Genomic DNA, 12594 nt, shown 5'->3' with positions numbered 1-12594 from the left:
CTGTGAATTTATACAGATTTCTGGTGGGATTATAACAATGCTGTTAGCGATGCCAACTGCGAAATCTCAATATGTGGCAGCAAACGGCTATCGTCTGCCTGCATCAGACTACGTTGGCGATCATTGATCCAGCAGGCTTGCAGACCTGAACGCAATGCGCCGGCAACGTCGGTGGTCAGGTCATCTCCCACATGCAAGATATTTTCGGGCGCAACACCCAGCCGCTCCGCGGCCAACTGATACATATCACGATACGGCTTGGCACGGCCATCTGGCCCTGATCGCAGCACAAACTGAAAGTATTCTCCCAGGCCGCACTGGGCCGGATCAACATTACCATTAGTGATCGCGACCAGCGGGTAACGTTGCCTTAGCGCTTGCAATGTCTGATGGGTGGACTGGGGGATATTAATACGGCTGCGCCATAAGGCGAAGTTTTGCATTGCCGCATCAGCACCTGCAGAAGCCTCTGCATCACGTAATCCCTGGCGGCTTAACGCCAGATGAATCGCTCGCCAGCGCCATTGTGTAACATCGTGATAAATCTCGGGCTCCTGTTCACGCAGTTCCTGGCGCAAACGGTGAAAATCCGTTGATTGAAAGTGGCTCAACCCTGGATGATAGTTCTGCAAAAAAGCTACAGACTGCTGTTCAGTCTGTTTGATCACTGGACGATTGTCATACAACGTGTCGTCCAGATCGAAAGTCATCGCAGCCAAAGGGCGCAACGGACGATAAAAATGCATCAGGATTTCCCTCGTTTGGCACGCGGATGCGCAGCATCATACACGTTCGCCAGATGTTGAAAGTCGAGGTGGGTATAAATTTGCGTCGTTGTCAGGTTGGCATGGCCCAATAATTCCTGCACCGCCCGCAGATCGCCACTTGATTCCAACATATGTGTGGCAAAGGAATGGCGTAACTTGTGTGGGTGAATATGGCTGTTGACGCCCTGTTTGACCCCCCATTCGGCAAAACGTTTTTGCACATTGCGGGCCGAAATCCGCTTACCCTGATTGGAAAGAAACATCGCATCATCTGTTGGTGCAAACAACTCTCGCAATGCTAACCAATGCCCTAACCAGGTTACCGCCGTGCGCCCTACCGGTAGTTTACGTTCCTTACTGCCTTTACCCATTACCCAAATTTCACCGGCTGCCAGATCGACATGGCGACAATTCAAACCAACCAGTTCAGAAAGACGCAGCCCAGAACCGTACATCACCTCCAACATAGCGCGATCGCGTACGGCTAAAGGATCGTTGAGGTCGATATCCAGCAATTGGTTCATTTCATCAACGTCGATATTCTTGGGTAAATGGCGGCCACTACGTGGCGTACGAATACCTTTGGCAGGGTTTGCGCTCAGCACACCCTGGCTGACCAGCCAATTAAGAAAACTGCGTAGCGCTGAAAGACGCTGTGCCAAACTGGAGGCGTTCAGACCGGCACGTTTGCTGCGAGCCGCCAGCTGCCGCACTCTGGCCGCATCGAGTATCGACCATTCGCGAATGCCCAAATCGGTCGCCATGGCGATCAACGCCTGCAATTGACGCGAATAACTGATTTGAGTCAGCGGGCTGAGTTGACGTTCAACCTTCAAATAGCGCAAGAATGCGTCCACCGGCTGCTGCAGGTTGGCCGCGGAAGTCATCATACACGTTCTATCCAACGCTCAAGCAATTCAGGCAGTGAGCGCGTGAGTTGATCGAGCATTGCCGTGCCCATTCCCTGTTGGTAGCGTTGCGCGTCACGGCTGCTAAAAATCACCAGGCCAAGATCGCCCTGCTCTCCAAGCAATGACAGTGCTACGGACCCCACCTGCTTGGCCTCGGGTAACAACAACAGCAACTCCGAGCCGTTAAGACCACCGAGATAATGGTGCCGACTGCCCAGACGTTGAATGCGCAACGACTCAAATGACGATCGGGTCAGGCCAAGATGGGTAAAATCTGACGGCGCACCGATATTCCAACGATCGGTAAACAGGCGGATATTAGCTCCAGCCAGGCCTAATCCGCGTGCCCACTGTTGTAAACGACTCAGCATATCCTGCAAGCTGCTGGCAGTGGCAAGATCGGTCTGCAAATGCAACAGGCTGGAAAACAGCTTTTCATTCGCGCTGGCCTGTTCCATCAGAAGAGTGATCTCTTCTTCAAGCCGGCTAATATGGCTACGCTGACGTGCCAAATGCCATTCAACCAGCGATACCGATCCGCGAACCGGATGGGGAACACGCATCTGTTCAACCAAGCGCGCATTACGAATAAAAAAATCCGGATTCTGCTGCAGATAATCCACTATTGTAGGGTCATCAAGCTCAATATCTGCGGTTATTTGCTCTTCAAAACGCTTCATAGATGAATAAATCCGTCATAAACATGGGTTGCTGAGCCAGTCATAAACAACGGCTCCCCTGGCCCTTTCCAGCGTATATGTAGACTGCCACCAGGCAGCTCGACATGAACTTTTTCTGCCAGCAACTCTTGCTGGATCCCTACCGCCACGGCAGCGCAGGCACCGCTACCACAAGCCCGCGTCTCTCCAGCTCCACGCTCATAAACACGTAGTTTTATATGCTCACGGCTCACCACTTGCATAAAGCCGATGTTGGCACGTTCAGGGAAACGTTCATGCCCTTCGAGTACAGGCCCCAACAGTTCTACTTTGGCAGTTTTCACATCATCAACCTGTAAAACACAGTGCGGATTGCCCATGGAAACTACACCACACAACACGGTATGTTCCGCAGCACGCAAAATATAGGTTTTTTCCGCTTTGGTGGCACGGAACGGCACAATCTGTGGTTCGAAATTGGGTTCACCCATATTGACGCAAACCAGATCATCATCGGTAACGCTTAACACCATACGGCCAGTTTGGGTGCTGACCTTGATATCACGTTTGTTAGTCAGCCCTTTCAGCCGTACAAAGTTGGCAAAACAGCGGGCACCATTACCACATTGTGCCACTTCGCTGCCGTCAGCATTAAAAATGCGGTAATGGAAATCGAGCTCGGGGTCATAAGGGGGCTCTACCACCAACATCTGGTCAAAACCAACGCCCAAGTGACGATCGGCCAAACGACGGATCAGCTCAGGTGAAAAATAGACATTCTGTGTTACGGCATCGACCACCATAAAGTCATTACCCAGACCGTGCATTTTAGAGAACTGCATATCATACTCCGCTATCTGGACGCGCTATCCGTCTGACACCCTCGGTGACGCTGGCCACCAAAATCGGGCCGTTACTGGTTGCTCATCGACGTTTTTTGCTGGGAGCCAGTGGACTCTTGTTGGTTTTTACCTACATTGTCTGCATTTACCGTAGGTTGTTTTGCCGGTTTGTCATTCGGCGGGAAGTACAATGGGCCTTTCATGCCACAGCCCAAAAGCCCGGCAAGCGAAATAGCCATCAGCGCATAGCGTAGTTGTTTTTTCATTTGCATTAATGCCTGTCATTCATGCGTCCAAGGTCACTATAATCGCAGGTGGATCATGAAAAGCAATAGGAATCGAAATGAACGATAGCGAGTTTCACCAGTTGGCTGACCAACTCATGCTTAATATTGAAGCAACACTGGACAATTTCGAGGGTGATGCGGATATCGATTACGAAACCAATGGAGGGGTGATGACCCTCAGCTTCGAAAACGGGACCAAAATTGTTATCAACCGCCAAGAACCGTTGCATCAAGTATGGTTAGCCACTAAAGCAGGGGGTTATCACTTTAATTATCGTGAAAATACCTGGTGTTGCGATCGCAGCGGCCGTGCATTCTACGAAGTGCTGAGCGACGCAGTGAGTGAACAAGCTGGAGAAACCGTCAGTTTTAACTGACGTCTTACACAGCTGAGTCCCTTAATTGCACAAAAGCACCACCGGCAATCAAGGGACTCAGCCTAGACTTACTGCAGTTGAAATTGTTTATTTAGCGGCTGTACAACATTGCTTTCAGCCACGGTGACATAGATATTGGATAACGCATTGCTGCGGAACGGGATCACCTGGGTACAACCATCAAGCGGAACAATCTGGTAGAACTGCGGTAGGTTGAAGTTGATAAAGCTGGAACCGTACGTGAAACGATCATGCGATGAAGAGTAGAAACGGCTCACATCGCGCACTAACTCTTCTTTACTGCCTTCACAGTGGTGATAAACCTCAATCCGGTTAGATTCATCCAGAATGTAAATATTAAAGCCTTTCTCATCTTTGGTATCTTCGAAGAAGAACTGAATAATCCCCTCGCTGGCAAACCCATCAATGACCGGTGGCAAATGTACCTGATCGGCTTCAACTTTTACCGACAGACCGTGCAATTTATTGTGGGAAATCGCACCGTAGAACTCCACCGCATTTTCCAGCTTCTGCACCGATACGCTCAATCGTTCAAAAAATAGCCCCCAGGTCTGCCCGGCAACACGCACTGCTTTAAAACGCCCCGGTTCAAGACGCGTACTGGAAAGGCGCAATTCAATACACTCGGAAACCAACTGCTGAATACGGGTACGGATCAGGCCACGCAGGTGCTGGCTATAACAAAATACTTCTACTGACTCTGGTGGTGAAGCATCCTGATGCATTTTGCCCAGAATAGTTTTCAGTGCTTCAAGCACAGCCTGTTCACCATTAAAGTGTAGGGTGCGTACCTCGTTCCAAGAATTGCGGTAGAGCAGGTCGATACTGCCAACCAAGCATTGTTGCTGTTGGCCAAAACTGAAGACATCAAGCTTGCGAAAATCAAAGTGCACCACCTGATTGCGAAAAGCCGCGGTCGGATCGTTCTCTAAATTGACAATAATCGCCAAATGGCGAATTTCACACGGACTATAGAGTGCCTTAGGCGTCGGCGCAGCCGGGCGCAAGGGGAAATGATGCGATACATCATTCACCAACTCCTGCAATTTGGCGGTATCGCAAATATTACCGCTCTTGATATGCAGGCGAGTCTGCGGCGTCAGCAAACCATTAAAGTACGCCCAGGCCACCAGCTTGTTAAGATAGCGGTTATATTCCAGGGGTTGGTGGCTGACGATAGCACTCATTTCTGGCGCCTGATTGTACAGATACCAGCCCGTACGGTTGGCTCGACCAACCGGCACATGAATAAAAGTTAAGTCGTTTTCGGATAGGTCAGGCGAAATCTGCGGATTAACCAGTGTCACTTTACCCGGCAGCGCTTCAAATGCAGCGTAAAGCTTACGAGTCAGTACCCCAATATCCTGCGGACTGGCACTGACGCTGAGATTGTTGCGGCGAGCGAAGCGGATCAGGTTACGATAGCTTTGCATCATTGCGTCTAACAGTTCGTTATGTGCTTCGCGCACACGCGCTATTTTCCAGTTAGCCCGGTTATCCAACATCGCCAACCGTTCCTCGTTCCACCCCCAGTCGCTGACCAGTTGGCTGAGGATTTCACGGCGCCAAACGATACTGGCACTGTTGGACAGAGAGAGTTTTTCACAGACTTTCAGGTAGAAACAACGGCGCACAAGATCAAGACGAGCGGTATCATTGATTTCGATCAGATAGTGGGTAACTCGTTCCAACATCATGCAATAAGCATCAAGCCCAAAACTGACTATCTCACCCTGGTGCAGACGATGTTTGATATCCATCGCCAACAGCTGAGTATTGGGATATTCCCACGAATAGGCTTCAAGCAGCAGTGTTTTCAGCACCGCTTTGTAAGGCGAGTCAATACTCTTGTACAACTGCCACAGGCTGGCACCGAAATACTCTTCCGCAGAAAGCGTGCTCAACCCGCCGAGATCCAACCATTCATTGGGGGTTAACACACCTTGCGCGTATAGAGAAAGCACATATTCATCGTAATGAGCTTCTTCCTCGCCCGGTACCATATTCCACAATATGCGTTTACCTGCCAGACGTACAGCCGTGCGGTAGAACTCATCAAGTAGCAGGATGTGTTGGGTGGTACCGCAGTTCTCTCCGCCCAAACTACCGCTTTCGTTATGGCGGAAACGGTTCTCGTCGATCAGGAAGAAACTGACTTCTACTCCCATCGATGCCGCCCATTTCTCCAGCAGGGTACACTTTTGCTGCAGGCGGTTTTTTTCTTCGTTATCGAGCCAAGCTTGGTGGCATACCCAAATATCCAAATCCGAGGTACAGCTCTGGCCGATCGATGACGTGCTGCCCATGGAGTACAGACCGGTAATCGGCAATTCTCCGCTGGCCATCTCTTCGAGCGGACTACCCCATTTATCTTCTAAATCATTGAGATAGTCTTTTTGCGTTTCATCCGGCGTATAAAGGCAGATGCCATGGGGAACGTTACCGTTGAGGTAGCCCGGCATCAGTGGATGATGGTGGTGCAGTAAGGTAGGCAGCAGACTATAGACCCGTTGGAACGCGGGCTTCATAGCCGCCAAGGCACGATCGACACGTAGTTGATTGATCGCATCCAGCCTTTGTTTCAGTGTCTCGATATAGAGGTACAAGACGCCTCGCCTGATTATCCCGATGCTTGAAAAAAACCGTATTCCACAAGCGTCTTATGTTTATACTCACCAACCTTCAAGATACAGGGGGTATACTGCATTATACTCAGCCCATCAGGAGCCTGCTCCTGAAAAGCCGCTGTAAGCAGCATTCAAATCCGCTCGAGGCAAATCTGACATTCCCCCCAAATACTCACCGATGAAAGCCTGTCGGAATTAATAGTCTCATTGATGAGGCTCACCCGACGGGTCAATTGCCGGCATCTCGAAAAGACTTGGGTATAAAAAATTATTTGACGACTTATTGCTGGAAACGTGATCAATCTAACACCTTGCGCATTGACCGTAAAGCAGGTAAAGCGACACACTTAGCGTGCCATTTTTCTAAAAAATTTATCTGCGCTGTTTACTGCCACAAAATCCCCTCGAGCCCCATTGATTCTATTATCCTTTCTCCCCCGATATCTTCTTGCACTGACAGTTTTGGTACTCAGTGGTAGGATAGGCGGCGAATTATAAAACGGTAACAGACATGCTAGACAAAATCATTCGGATTGCCACACGTCAGAGCCCACTGGCCCTCTGGCAAGCACATTATGTGCAACAGTGCCTGATTACAAATCACCCGGGCCTGCAAGTAGAACTTGTGCCAATGGTAACGCGCGGTGACATTATCCTGGACACCCCACTCGCCAAGGTTGGTGGTAAAGGCCTGTTCGTGAAAGAACTGGAGCTGGCTCTGTTGGAAGACCGGGCAGATATCGCCGTGCACTCAATGAAAGACGTGCCTGTCGCTTTCCCCGAAGGCTTGGGGTTAGTGACCATCTGCGAGCGTGAAGATCCACGTGATGCTTTTGTTTCTAACCGTTTTAACTCCCTAGACCATTTACCACCAGGCAGCGTCGTCGGTACCTCAAGCCTACGTCGTCAATGCCAGTTACGAGAACGACGCCCAGACCTGCTCGTGCGCGATCTGCGTGGTAACGTCGGGACCCGATTAACCAAACTGGATAATGGCGATTACGACGCCATCATTCTGGCCGTAGCCGGTTTAAAGCGTTTGGGTCTCGAGCAGCGTATCCGTTGCCCACTGAGCGCTGAAGAGTCCTTACCGGCAGTCGGTCAAGGTGCCGTCGGTATCGAATGCCGCCTTGATGACAACGTCACACGCGCCTTACTGGCACCGCTCAACCATAGTGCTACAGAGTTCAGGGTTCGCGCCGAACGGGCAATGAACACCCGGCTTGAAGGAGGATGCCAGGTGCCAATCGGTAGCTATGCCGAGTTGGTAGGCGGCGAACTTTGGTTACGTGCGCTGGTTGGCGCTCCCGACGGTAAGCAAATGGTTCGCGGTGAACGCCGTGGGCCAGTTGCCATGGCGGAACAGATGGGCATAGAACTGGCTGATGAATTACTGGATGCGGGCGCTCGTGAAATCCTGCACGCTGTCTACCAGGGAAATACTCAGTTATGACTATTCTGGTCACCCGGCCCTCTCCCGCAGGAGAACAACTGGTGAGCCGCCTGCGCGCACTTGGCCGTGTCGCCTTTCATGCACCACTTATCGATTTTACCCCTGGTGCCGATCTACACCGGTTACCTCAGGCGTTAGCGCAGCTCAATGATGGTGACCTGGTGTTTGTGCTATCACAGCACGCAGTAAGCTATGCCAATTCCGTGATTAATCGTGCCGGGCTTCAGTGGCCAAGTCACCCGTCCTACTATGCCATAGGTCGCACTACCGCACTGGCGATGCACCGTATCTGCAGCCAACCCGTAGAATACCCGCGTGGGCGTGAAATCAGCGAAACACTGTTACTGATGCCTGCGCTACAACAACTTGCCGGTAGGCAGGCTTTAATCATGCGCGGCAATGGTGGCCGTGAACTGCTCGGTGATACCTTGGCTGAGCGGGGGGCAACAGTGAGCTATTATGAATGCTATCGGCGCAGTCCGGTGCATTATGATGGCGATGAGCAAAGTGCCTACTGGCAACGTGCCGGTGTTAATACTCTGGTGGTCACCAGCGGCGAAATGTTACAACAACTCTATACTTTGGTTCCTGATTACTATCGTTCTTCCTGGCTGCTGCGTTGCCGTCTGATAGTAGTGAGTGAACGCCTGGCTACCCTGGCCCTGGAGTTAGGCTGGGATAAAATTCGGGTAGCTGGTAATGCCGATAACGACGCGCTGATGCGCGCGCTACAATAACCTGACTATGGGATGTGTCACTATGACGGAACAAAACACTCCATCCGCCCCGGTTGAAGAGCCAACCCCAGCGGTCGAGAAAAGTGCCCAACAGCTAGACGTTGACAACCGGAAGGGTAAAAATTCCGGCCCGGTACTGGGTATGATTGCTATCGTGCTGGTTATCGCGCTGAGTGCTGGCGGTTATTATCACACGCATAGACAAGCGCAGGCGTTAATTGCCGCTAACCAGGCTTTACAGGTGCAGCTTGCGGATGTGAAGCAAAGCCAACAGCAGGAAAAACGTAAGCTGGAAGAGTTGTTGCAGCAACAGGGTAAAACGCTGGATGACACCGATCGCGAACAAGCCACTCTGGCCAAGCGACTGAATGAATTGCAGGACAAGATATCAACCATTTCCGGTAACGATGCCAAAACCTGGTTGTTGGCTCAAGCCGATTTCCTGGTGAAAATGGCTGGCCGCAAGTTGTGGAGCGATCAGGATGTCACCACCGCCGCTGCACTGTTGAAAAGTGCCGACGCAAGCCTGGCAGAAATGAACGATCCGAGTTTGATCGAGCTGCGCCGCACCATTACCGAAGATATCAGCTCACTTTCAGCGGTGGCTCAAGTGGATTTTGATGGCATCATTCTGAAGGTAAACCAACTTTCAAATCAAGTGGATAACCTACGTCTGGCAGATAACAACAATGATGGAACACCCATGGATCAGGATGACGGTGAGTTGTCTGCTTCCTTGAGTGAATGGCGCCAAAATCTGACTAAGAGCTGGCACAATTTTATGGCGGACTTCATCACTATCCGTCGCCGCGATACCGCTGCCGAACCTTTGTTAGCACCGAATCAGGATATCTATCTGCGCGAAAATATTCGGTCACGTTTGCTGATCGCCGCACAGGCTATTCCTCGCCACCAGAATGAAGTCTATAAACAATCACTGGAAACCGTTTCAACCTGGATACGCGCATACTTTGATACTACCGATCCTGTCACCAAGGCTTTCTTAGAAGAATTGGACAGTCTGAGTCAGCAACCGATCTCTATGGACGTACCGGCTCAATTGAAAAGCCAACCATTGCTGGAAAAGCTGATGCAAACCCGGGTACGTAATCTGTTAGCGCAGTCTCCAGCCACTCACCAGGAGGGGTAAAGCCATGTTACGCATGTTTTTGCTGTTTTTGGTGTTGATTGCCAGCGTGGTGGTAGGGCCAATGCTAGCCGGTCACCAAGGCTATGTGCTGATTCAGACAGACAGCTATAATATAGAAACCAGCGTCACCGGGCTGGTAATTATGGGTATTCTGCTGTTTCTATTGCTGCTTATTATTGAATGGATCCTACGCCGGATATCCCGCACCGGCGCTCGAACCCGTGGTTGGTTCGTTGGCCGCAAACGCAGCCGTGCACACAAACAGACCAAGGCGGCGTTGCTCAAACTCGCGGAAGGTGATTACAAGCAAGTCGAAAAACTGCTGACACGAAACGCCGAGCATGCCGAGCAACCGGTCGTGAACTATCTGCTTGCGGCAGAAGCCGCGCAACAGCGCGGTGATGATTTCCGTACCAAACAGTATCTGGAACGCGCAGCCGAAGCGGCTGATACCGATCAATTACCGGTCGACATTACCCGCGTGCGTATCCAACTGGCACAAGGCGAAGCACATGCTGCACGACATGGTGTTGATCTCCTGCTCAACCAAGCACCACGTCATCCTGAAGTATTGCGCCTGGCTGAACAGGCTTATCTGCAAACCGGTGCTTACAGTTCACTGCTGGAAATTTTGCCCTCAATGAGCAAAATCAGCCTGCATAGCGAAGAGGAAATTCAGTCTCTGCAACAACAAGCCTACATTGGTCTGATGAATCAGGCCATGGCAGATGAAGGCAGTGAAGGTCTGAAAGACTGGTGGAAAAATCAGAGCCGTAAAACGCGCCATGAAGTGCCACTACAGGTAGCGATGGTGGAGCATCTTATTGAATGTGATGACCATCAACTGGCGCAAGACATCGTGTTGAGCAGTCTAAAACGCCAGTACGATGAACGTTTGATCCTCTTGATCCCTCGTATCAAGTCTGGTGCCGCTGAACAGTTGGAAAAAGCATTACGCCAACAGATCAAACAACACGGTACAACACCGTTATTAAAAAGTACGCTGGGTCAGTTGCTGATGAAGCATGGTGAATGGCAGCAGGCAAGTGATGCATTCCGCGAAGCGTTACAACAACGTCCTGATGCGTATGATTACGCTTGGTTAGCGGACGCATTGGAAAAACTGCACCGTTTGGATGAAGCGGCCCAAATGCGTAGAGAAGGACTGATGATGACACTTAAACAAAACGGTGATTAATCACCCGCATCCGCGATTTTATCAGGGCGCTCGCCATCGGTAGCGCCCTTTTTTGATCTATTTTTAATGCACTACCCGAATCACCAACGGCGTGATAGTAGGCAAACGCTAAGTCGTCGTTTCAGATAACAATGGGCAAAAAAAAAAGCACTTACCACAAAGTAAGTGCATAAAAGAAGCAATCAGGTCTAGAACAACTGGGGTGGTGCCTCACTCAACGTTATGCCCGAAGTTTGATGAAGCAGTTGCAAGCAACCCTTTCATCGTTCTGGTGGACAATAGGCACCTTAAAATCGGCTCTGCATCATTCCCGGGTTTATGAGGCCTAAGGCGAACATAAGAAATGGAATGAGCATCTACAATAGAGATATTGCACTTCGCGTGCCAACATTGACTTGCTAAACAGAAAATCGATAAAAAATTTATATTTATTTGAATATAAAGGAATTTTAATTTTTTTGTATTCCTCGCTCAACGCCACCAATTGACTTGATACCTTTCAGTACCAAAACTGTTGTGTCGTCTTAAAACGACGAGATAGTAAGAGTTATTTTTTTATTAATATTATCATTGAGTTAAATGTCTCAAGCTAACGACAGTATTCTGTATCAATGTCGCTAAAAACGCCTTTATAGGCGAGTGATGCTCTAAGATCACGTAGTAGGTAGAAATAGGCAGAATAACGGTACCTTTGAGGAGACCGTAAAGCTATTTTCCGCATTATGCCTCCTGCGCTACCTCCTTACGAACCCAACGCTAACTGCTCGCCCTTAGGGTTGTAGCTAAATCAGCGAAAGGGAAGAATTGGCCGGCTGGCGGCAGCAAACATGCCCGCTATCAAGTCATTAGAGTGAAAGCAAAACACTAGGATCAAAGCGATAAACCGCAAACTGAAAGATTAGGCGAATTTTTATCAAATTTTTGATTTTAAGAACATAGTATTCAGTGAGTTAATCCGTAAATACCGTTCTAGTATCGAGCGCTTGATGCGCTAATGGCTCAAAGTTCCTAAATTAACTCAATGTCCATTGATTTCCCCACGCGCCAGCTTATCGACGTTGTTGCCGTTGGCATCAGTAGCGTACATATCGGCTCCTTTGGCCTTGAGTTCAGCCAATAGAGCATGCCGCTGGAATAACGAGGCATACATCGCTGCGGTTTGCCCGGCATTGTTGCGCGAATCCGGATTGCATTGGGTGGCAATCAACCGACGGGCGATTTTCACCTCTCCTTTGAAAATTGCTCCCATTAGCGCGGTATTGCCGCGCTTATCACGCAGGCAAGGGTCAGCGCCACCTTTTAGCAGGATTTCCACAACAGTATGATGGCCGTGGTAAGCTGCAAGGATCACCGCCGTATAGCCGTGCTCATCCTGCACGTTAAGATTGTATTGGGCGTTGATAAAACTGTTAATCACGCCGCTGTTGCCCACCCGTGCCGCATCCCACAGATAGGTGTTCAATTGTTGTTTGACCTGTTGCTCATCGACAACGTTAGGCTCCTGAGCGCCAAATACTGAGGTGGCCAACAGACAAAACAGTAGATAGAACGATTTCATCGCATTT

At 50.1% G+C, this 12594-nt stretch carries 12 protein-coding genes; 5 read left to right on the top strand and 7 right to left on the bottom strand.

Annotation, left to right across the window (positions count from 1 at the left end):
• Positions 1-29: 29 nt before the first annotated feature.
• The 5 genes from yigB to lptM all read right to left on the bottom strand — a co-directional run bounded on the left by yigB (position 30) and on the right by lptM (position 3445).
• Complete coding sequence (gene yigB, locus OK023_RS18495; protein ID WP_317694100.1) at positions 30-746, bottom strand: 5-amino-6-(5-phospho-D-ribitylamino)uracil phosphatase YigB; 717 nt, start codon at positions 744-746, stop codon at positions 30-32.
• Positions 746-1654, bottom strand: a complete 909-nt coding sequence (gene xerC / locus OK023_RS18490) for a tyrosine recombinase XerC (protein ID WP_317697825.1) — start codon at positions 1652-1654, stop codon at positions 746-748. The genes yigB and xerC overlap by 1 nt, the downstream gene beginning before the upstream one ends.
• Complete coding sequence (locus OK023_RS18485; protein ID WP_317694098.1) at positions 1654-2358, bottom strand: DUF484 domain-containing protein; 705 nt, start codon at positions 2356-2358, stop codon at positions 1654-1656. Before OK023_RS18485 ends, xerC begins: the two co-directional genes overlap by 1 nt.
• Entirely contained in the window at positions 2355-3179 is an 825-nt protein-coding gene (gene dapF, locus OK023_RS18480; protein ID WP_317694097.1) for a diaminopimelate epimerase, read from the bottom strand. The genes OK023_RS18485 and dapF overlap by 4 nt, the downstream gene beginning before the upstream one ends.
• Positions 3180-3250: 71 nt before the next feature.
• Positions 3251-3445, bottom strand: a complete 195-nt coding sequence (lptM, locus tag OK023_RS18475) for an LPS translocon maturation chaperone LptM (protein ID WP_317694096.1) — start codon at positions 3443-3445, stop codon at positions 3251-3253.
• A 77-nt stretch (positions 3446-3522) separates the two neighbouring features.
• Between lptM and cyaY the strand changes: the two genes are divergently transcribed.
• Positions 3523-3843, top strand: a complete 321-nt coding sequence (gene cyaY / locus OK023_RS18470; RefSeq protein WP_317694094.1) for an iron donor protein CyaY — start codon at positions 3523-3525, stop codon at positions 3841-3843.
• 68 nt (positions 3844-3911) lie between these two features.
• On the opposite strand, the gene OK023_RS18465 is transcribed toward cyaY, so the two are convergent.
• Positions 3912-6470 (bottom strand): class I adenylate cyclase, encoded by a 2559-nt coding sequence (locus OK023_RS18465; RefSeq protein WP_317694093.1) that lies wholly within the window; start codon positions 6468-6470, stop codon positions 3912-3914.
• Between the two features lie 532 nt (positions 6471-7002).
• On the opposite strand from OK023_RS18465, the gene hemC reads away from it, so the two are divergent.
• From hemC to hemY, 4 genes are read left to right on the top strand one after another with little or no spacing between them, the layout of a single operon-like run.
• Positions 7003-7944 carry a hydroxymethylbilane synthase gene (gene hemC / locus OK023_RS18460; protein ID WP_317694092.1) on the top strand — a complete coding sequence of 314 codons (942 nt, stop codon included), beginning with the start codon at positions 7003-7005 and terminating at the stop codon, positions 7942-7944.
• Complete coding sequence (gene hemD / locus OK023_RS18455; protein ID WP_317694091.1) at positions 7941-8681, top strand: uroporphyrinogen-III synthase; 741 nt, start codon at positions 7941-7943, stop codon at positions 8679-8681. The genes hemC and hemD overlap by 4 nt, the downstream gene beginning before the upstream one ends.
• Before the next feature lie 22 nt (positions 8682-8703).
• Positions 8704-9831, top strand: a complete 1128-nt coding sequence (gene hemX / locus OK023_RS18450; protein ID WP_317694090.1) for a uroporphyrinogen-III C-methyltransferase — start codon at positions 8704-8706, stop codon at positions 9829-9831.
• Between the two features lie 4 nt (positions 9832-9835).
• Positions 9836-11029: a protoheme IX biogenesis protein HemY gene (gene hemY / locus OK023_RS18445; RefSeq protein WP_317694089.1), complete on the top strand. Its 1194-nt coding sequence runs from the start codon at positions 9836-9838 to the stop codon at positions 11027-11029.
• 1018 nt (positions 11030-12047) lie between these two features.
• Here the strand turns inward: hemY and OK023_RS18440 are convergent.
• The gene (locus tag OK023_RS18440; protein ID WP_317694088.1) at positions 12048-12587 is read right to left on the bottom strand and encodes an ankyrin repeat domain-containing protein; all 540 of its coding nucleotides are present in this window, start codon (positions 12585-12587) and stop codon (positions 12048-12050) included.
• Positions 12588-12594: the final 7 nt, after the last annotated feature.

It is taken from the genome of Serratia sp. UGAL515B_01 (assembly GCF_033095805.1).
Lineage (GTDB): Bacteria > Pseudomonadota > Gammaproteobacteria > Enterobacterales > Enterobacteriaceae > Chania.
Note: the sequence above shows the minus strand (reverse complement) of the source record. Positions and strands in the feature narration are given on the sequence as shown.

Bases quoted from the DNA above. Each gene is read 5' to 3' on its own strand.
- dapF (WP_317694097.1), bottom strand. From the start codon at position 3,179: ATGCAGTTCTCTAAAATGCACGGTCTGGGTAATGACTTTATGGTGGTC.
- lptM (WP_317694096.1), bottom strand. From the start codon at position 3,445: ATGAAAAAACAACTACGCTATGCGCTGATGGCTATTTCGCTTGCCGGG.
- OK023_RS18485 (WP_317694098.1), bottom strand. From the start codon at position 2,358: ATGAAGCGTTTTGAAGAGCAAATAACCGCAGATATTGAGCTTGATGAC.
- xerC (WP_317697825.1), bottom strand. From the start codon at position 1,654: ATGACTTCCGCGGCCAACCTGCAGCAGCCGGTGGACGCATTCTTGCGC.
- hemD (WP_317694091.1), top strand. From the start codon at position 7,941: ATGACTATTCTGGTCACCCGGCCCTCTCCCGCAGGAGAACAACTGGTG.
- cyaY (WP_317694094.1), top strand. From the start codon at position 3,523: ATGAACGATAGCGAGTTTCACCAGTTGGCTGACCAACTCATGCTTAAT.
- hemY (WP_317694089.1), top strand. From the start codon at position 9,836: ATGTTACGCATGTTTTTGCTGTTTTTGGTGTTGATTGCCAGCGTGGTG.
- hemX (WP_317694090.1), top strand. From the start codon at position 8,704: ATGACGGAACAAAACACTCCATCCGCCCCGGTTGAAGAGCCAACCCCA.
- hemC (WP_317694092.1), top strand. From the start codon at position 7,003: ATGCTAGACAAAATCATTCGGATTGCCACACGTCAGAGCCCACTGGCC.
- OK023_RS18440 (WP_317694088.1), bottom strand. From the start codon at position 12,587: ATGAAATCGTTCTATCTACTGTTTTGTCTGTTGGCCACCTCAGTATTT.
- yigB (WP_317694100.1), bottom strand. From the start codon at position 746: ATGCATTTTTATCGTCCGTTGCGCCCTTTGGCTGCGATGACTTTCGAT.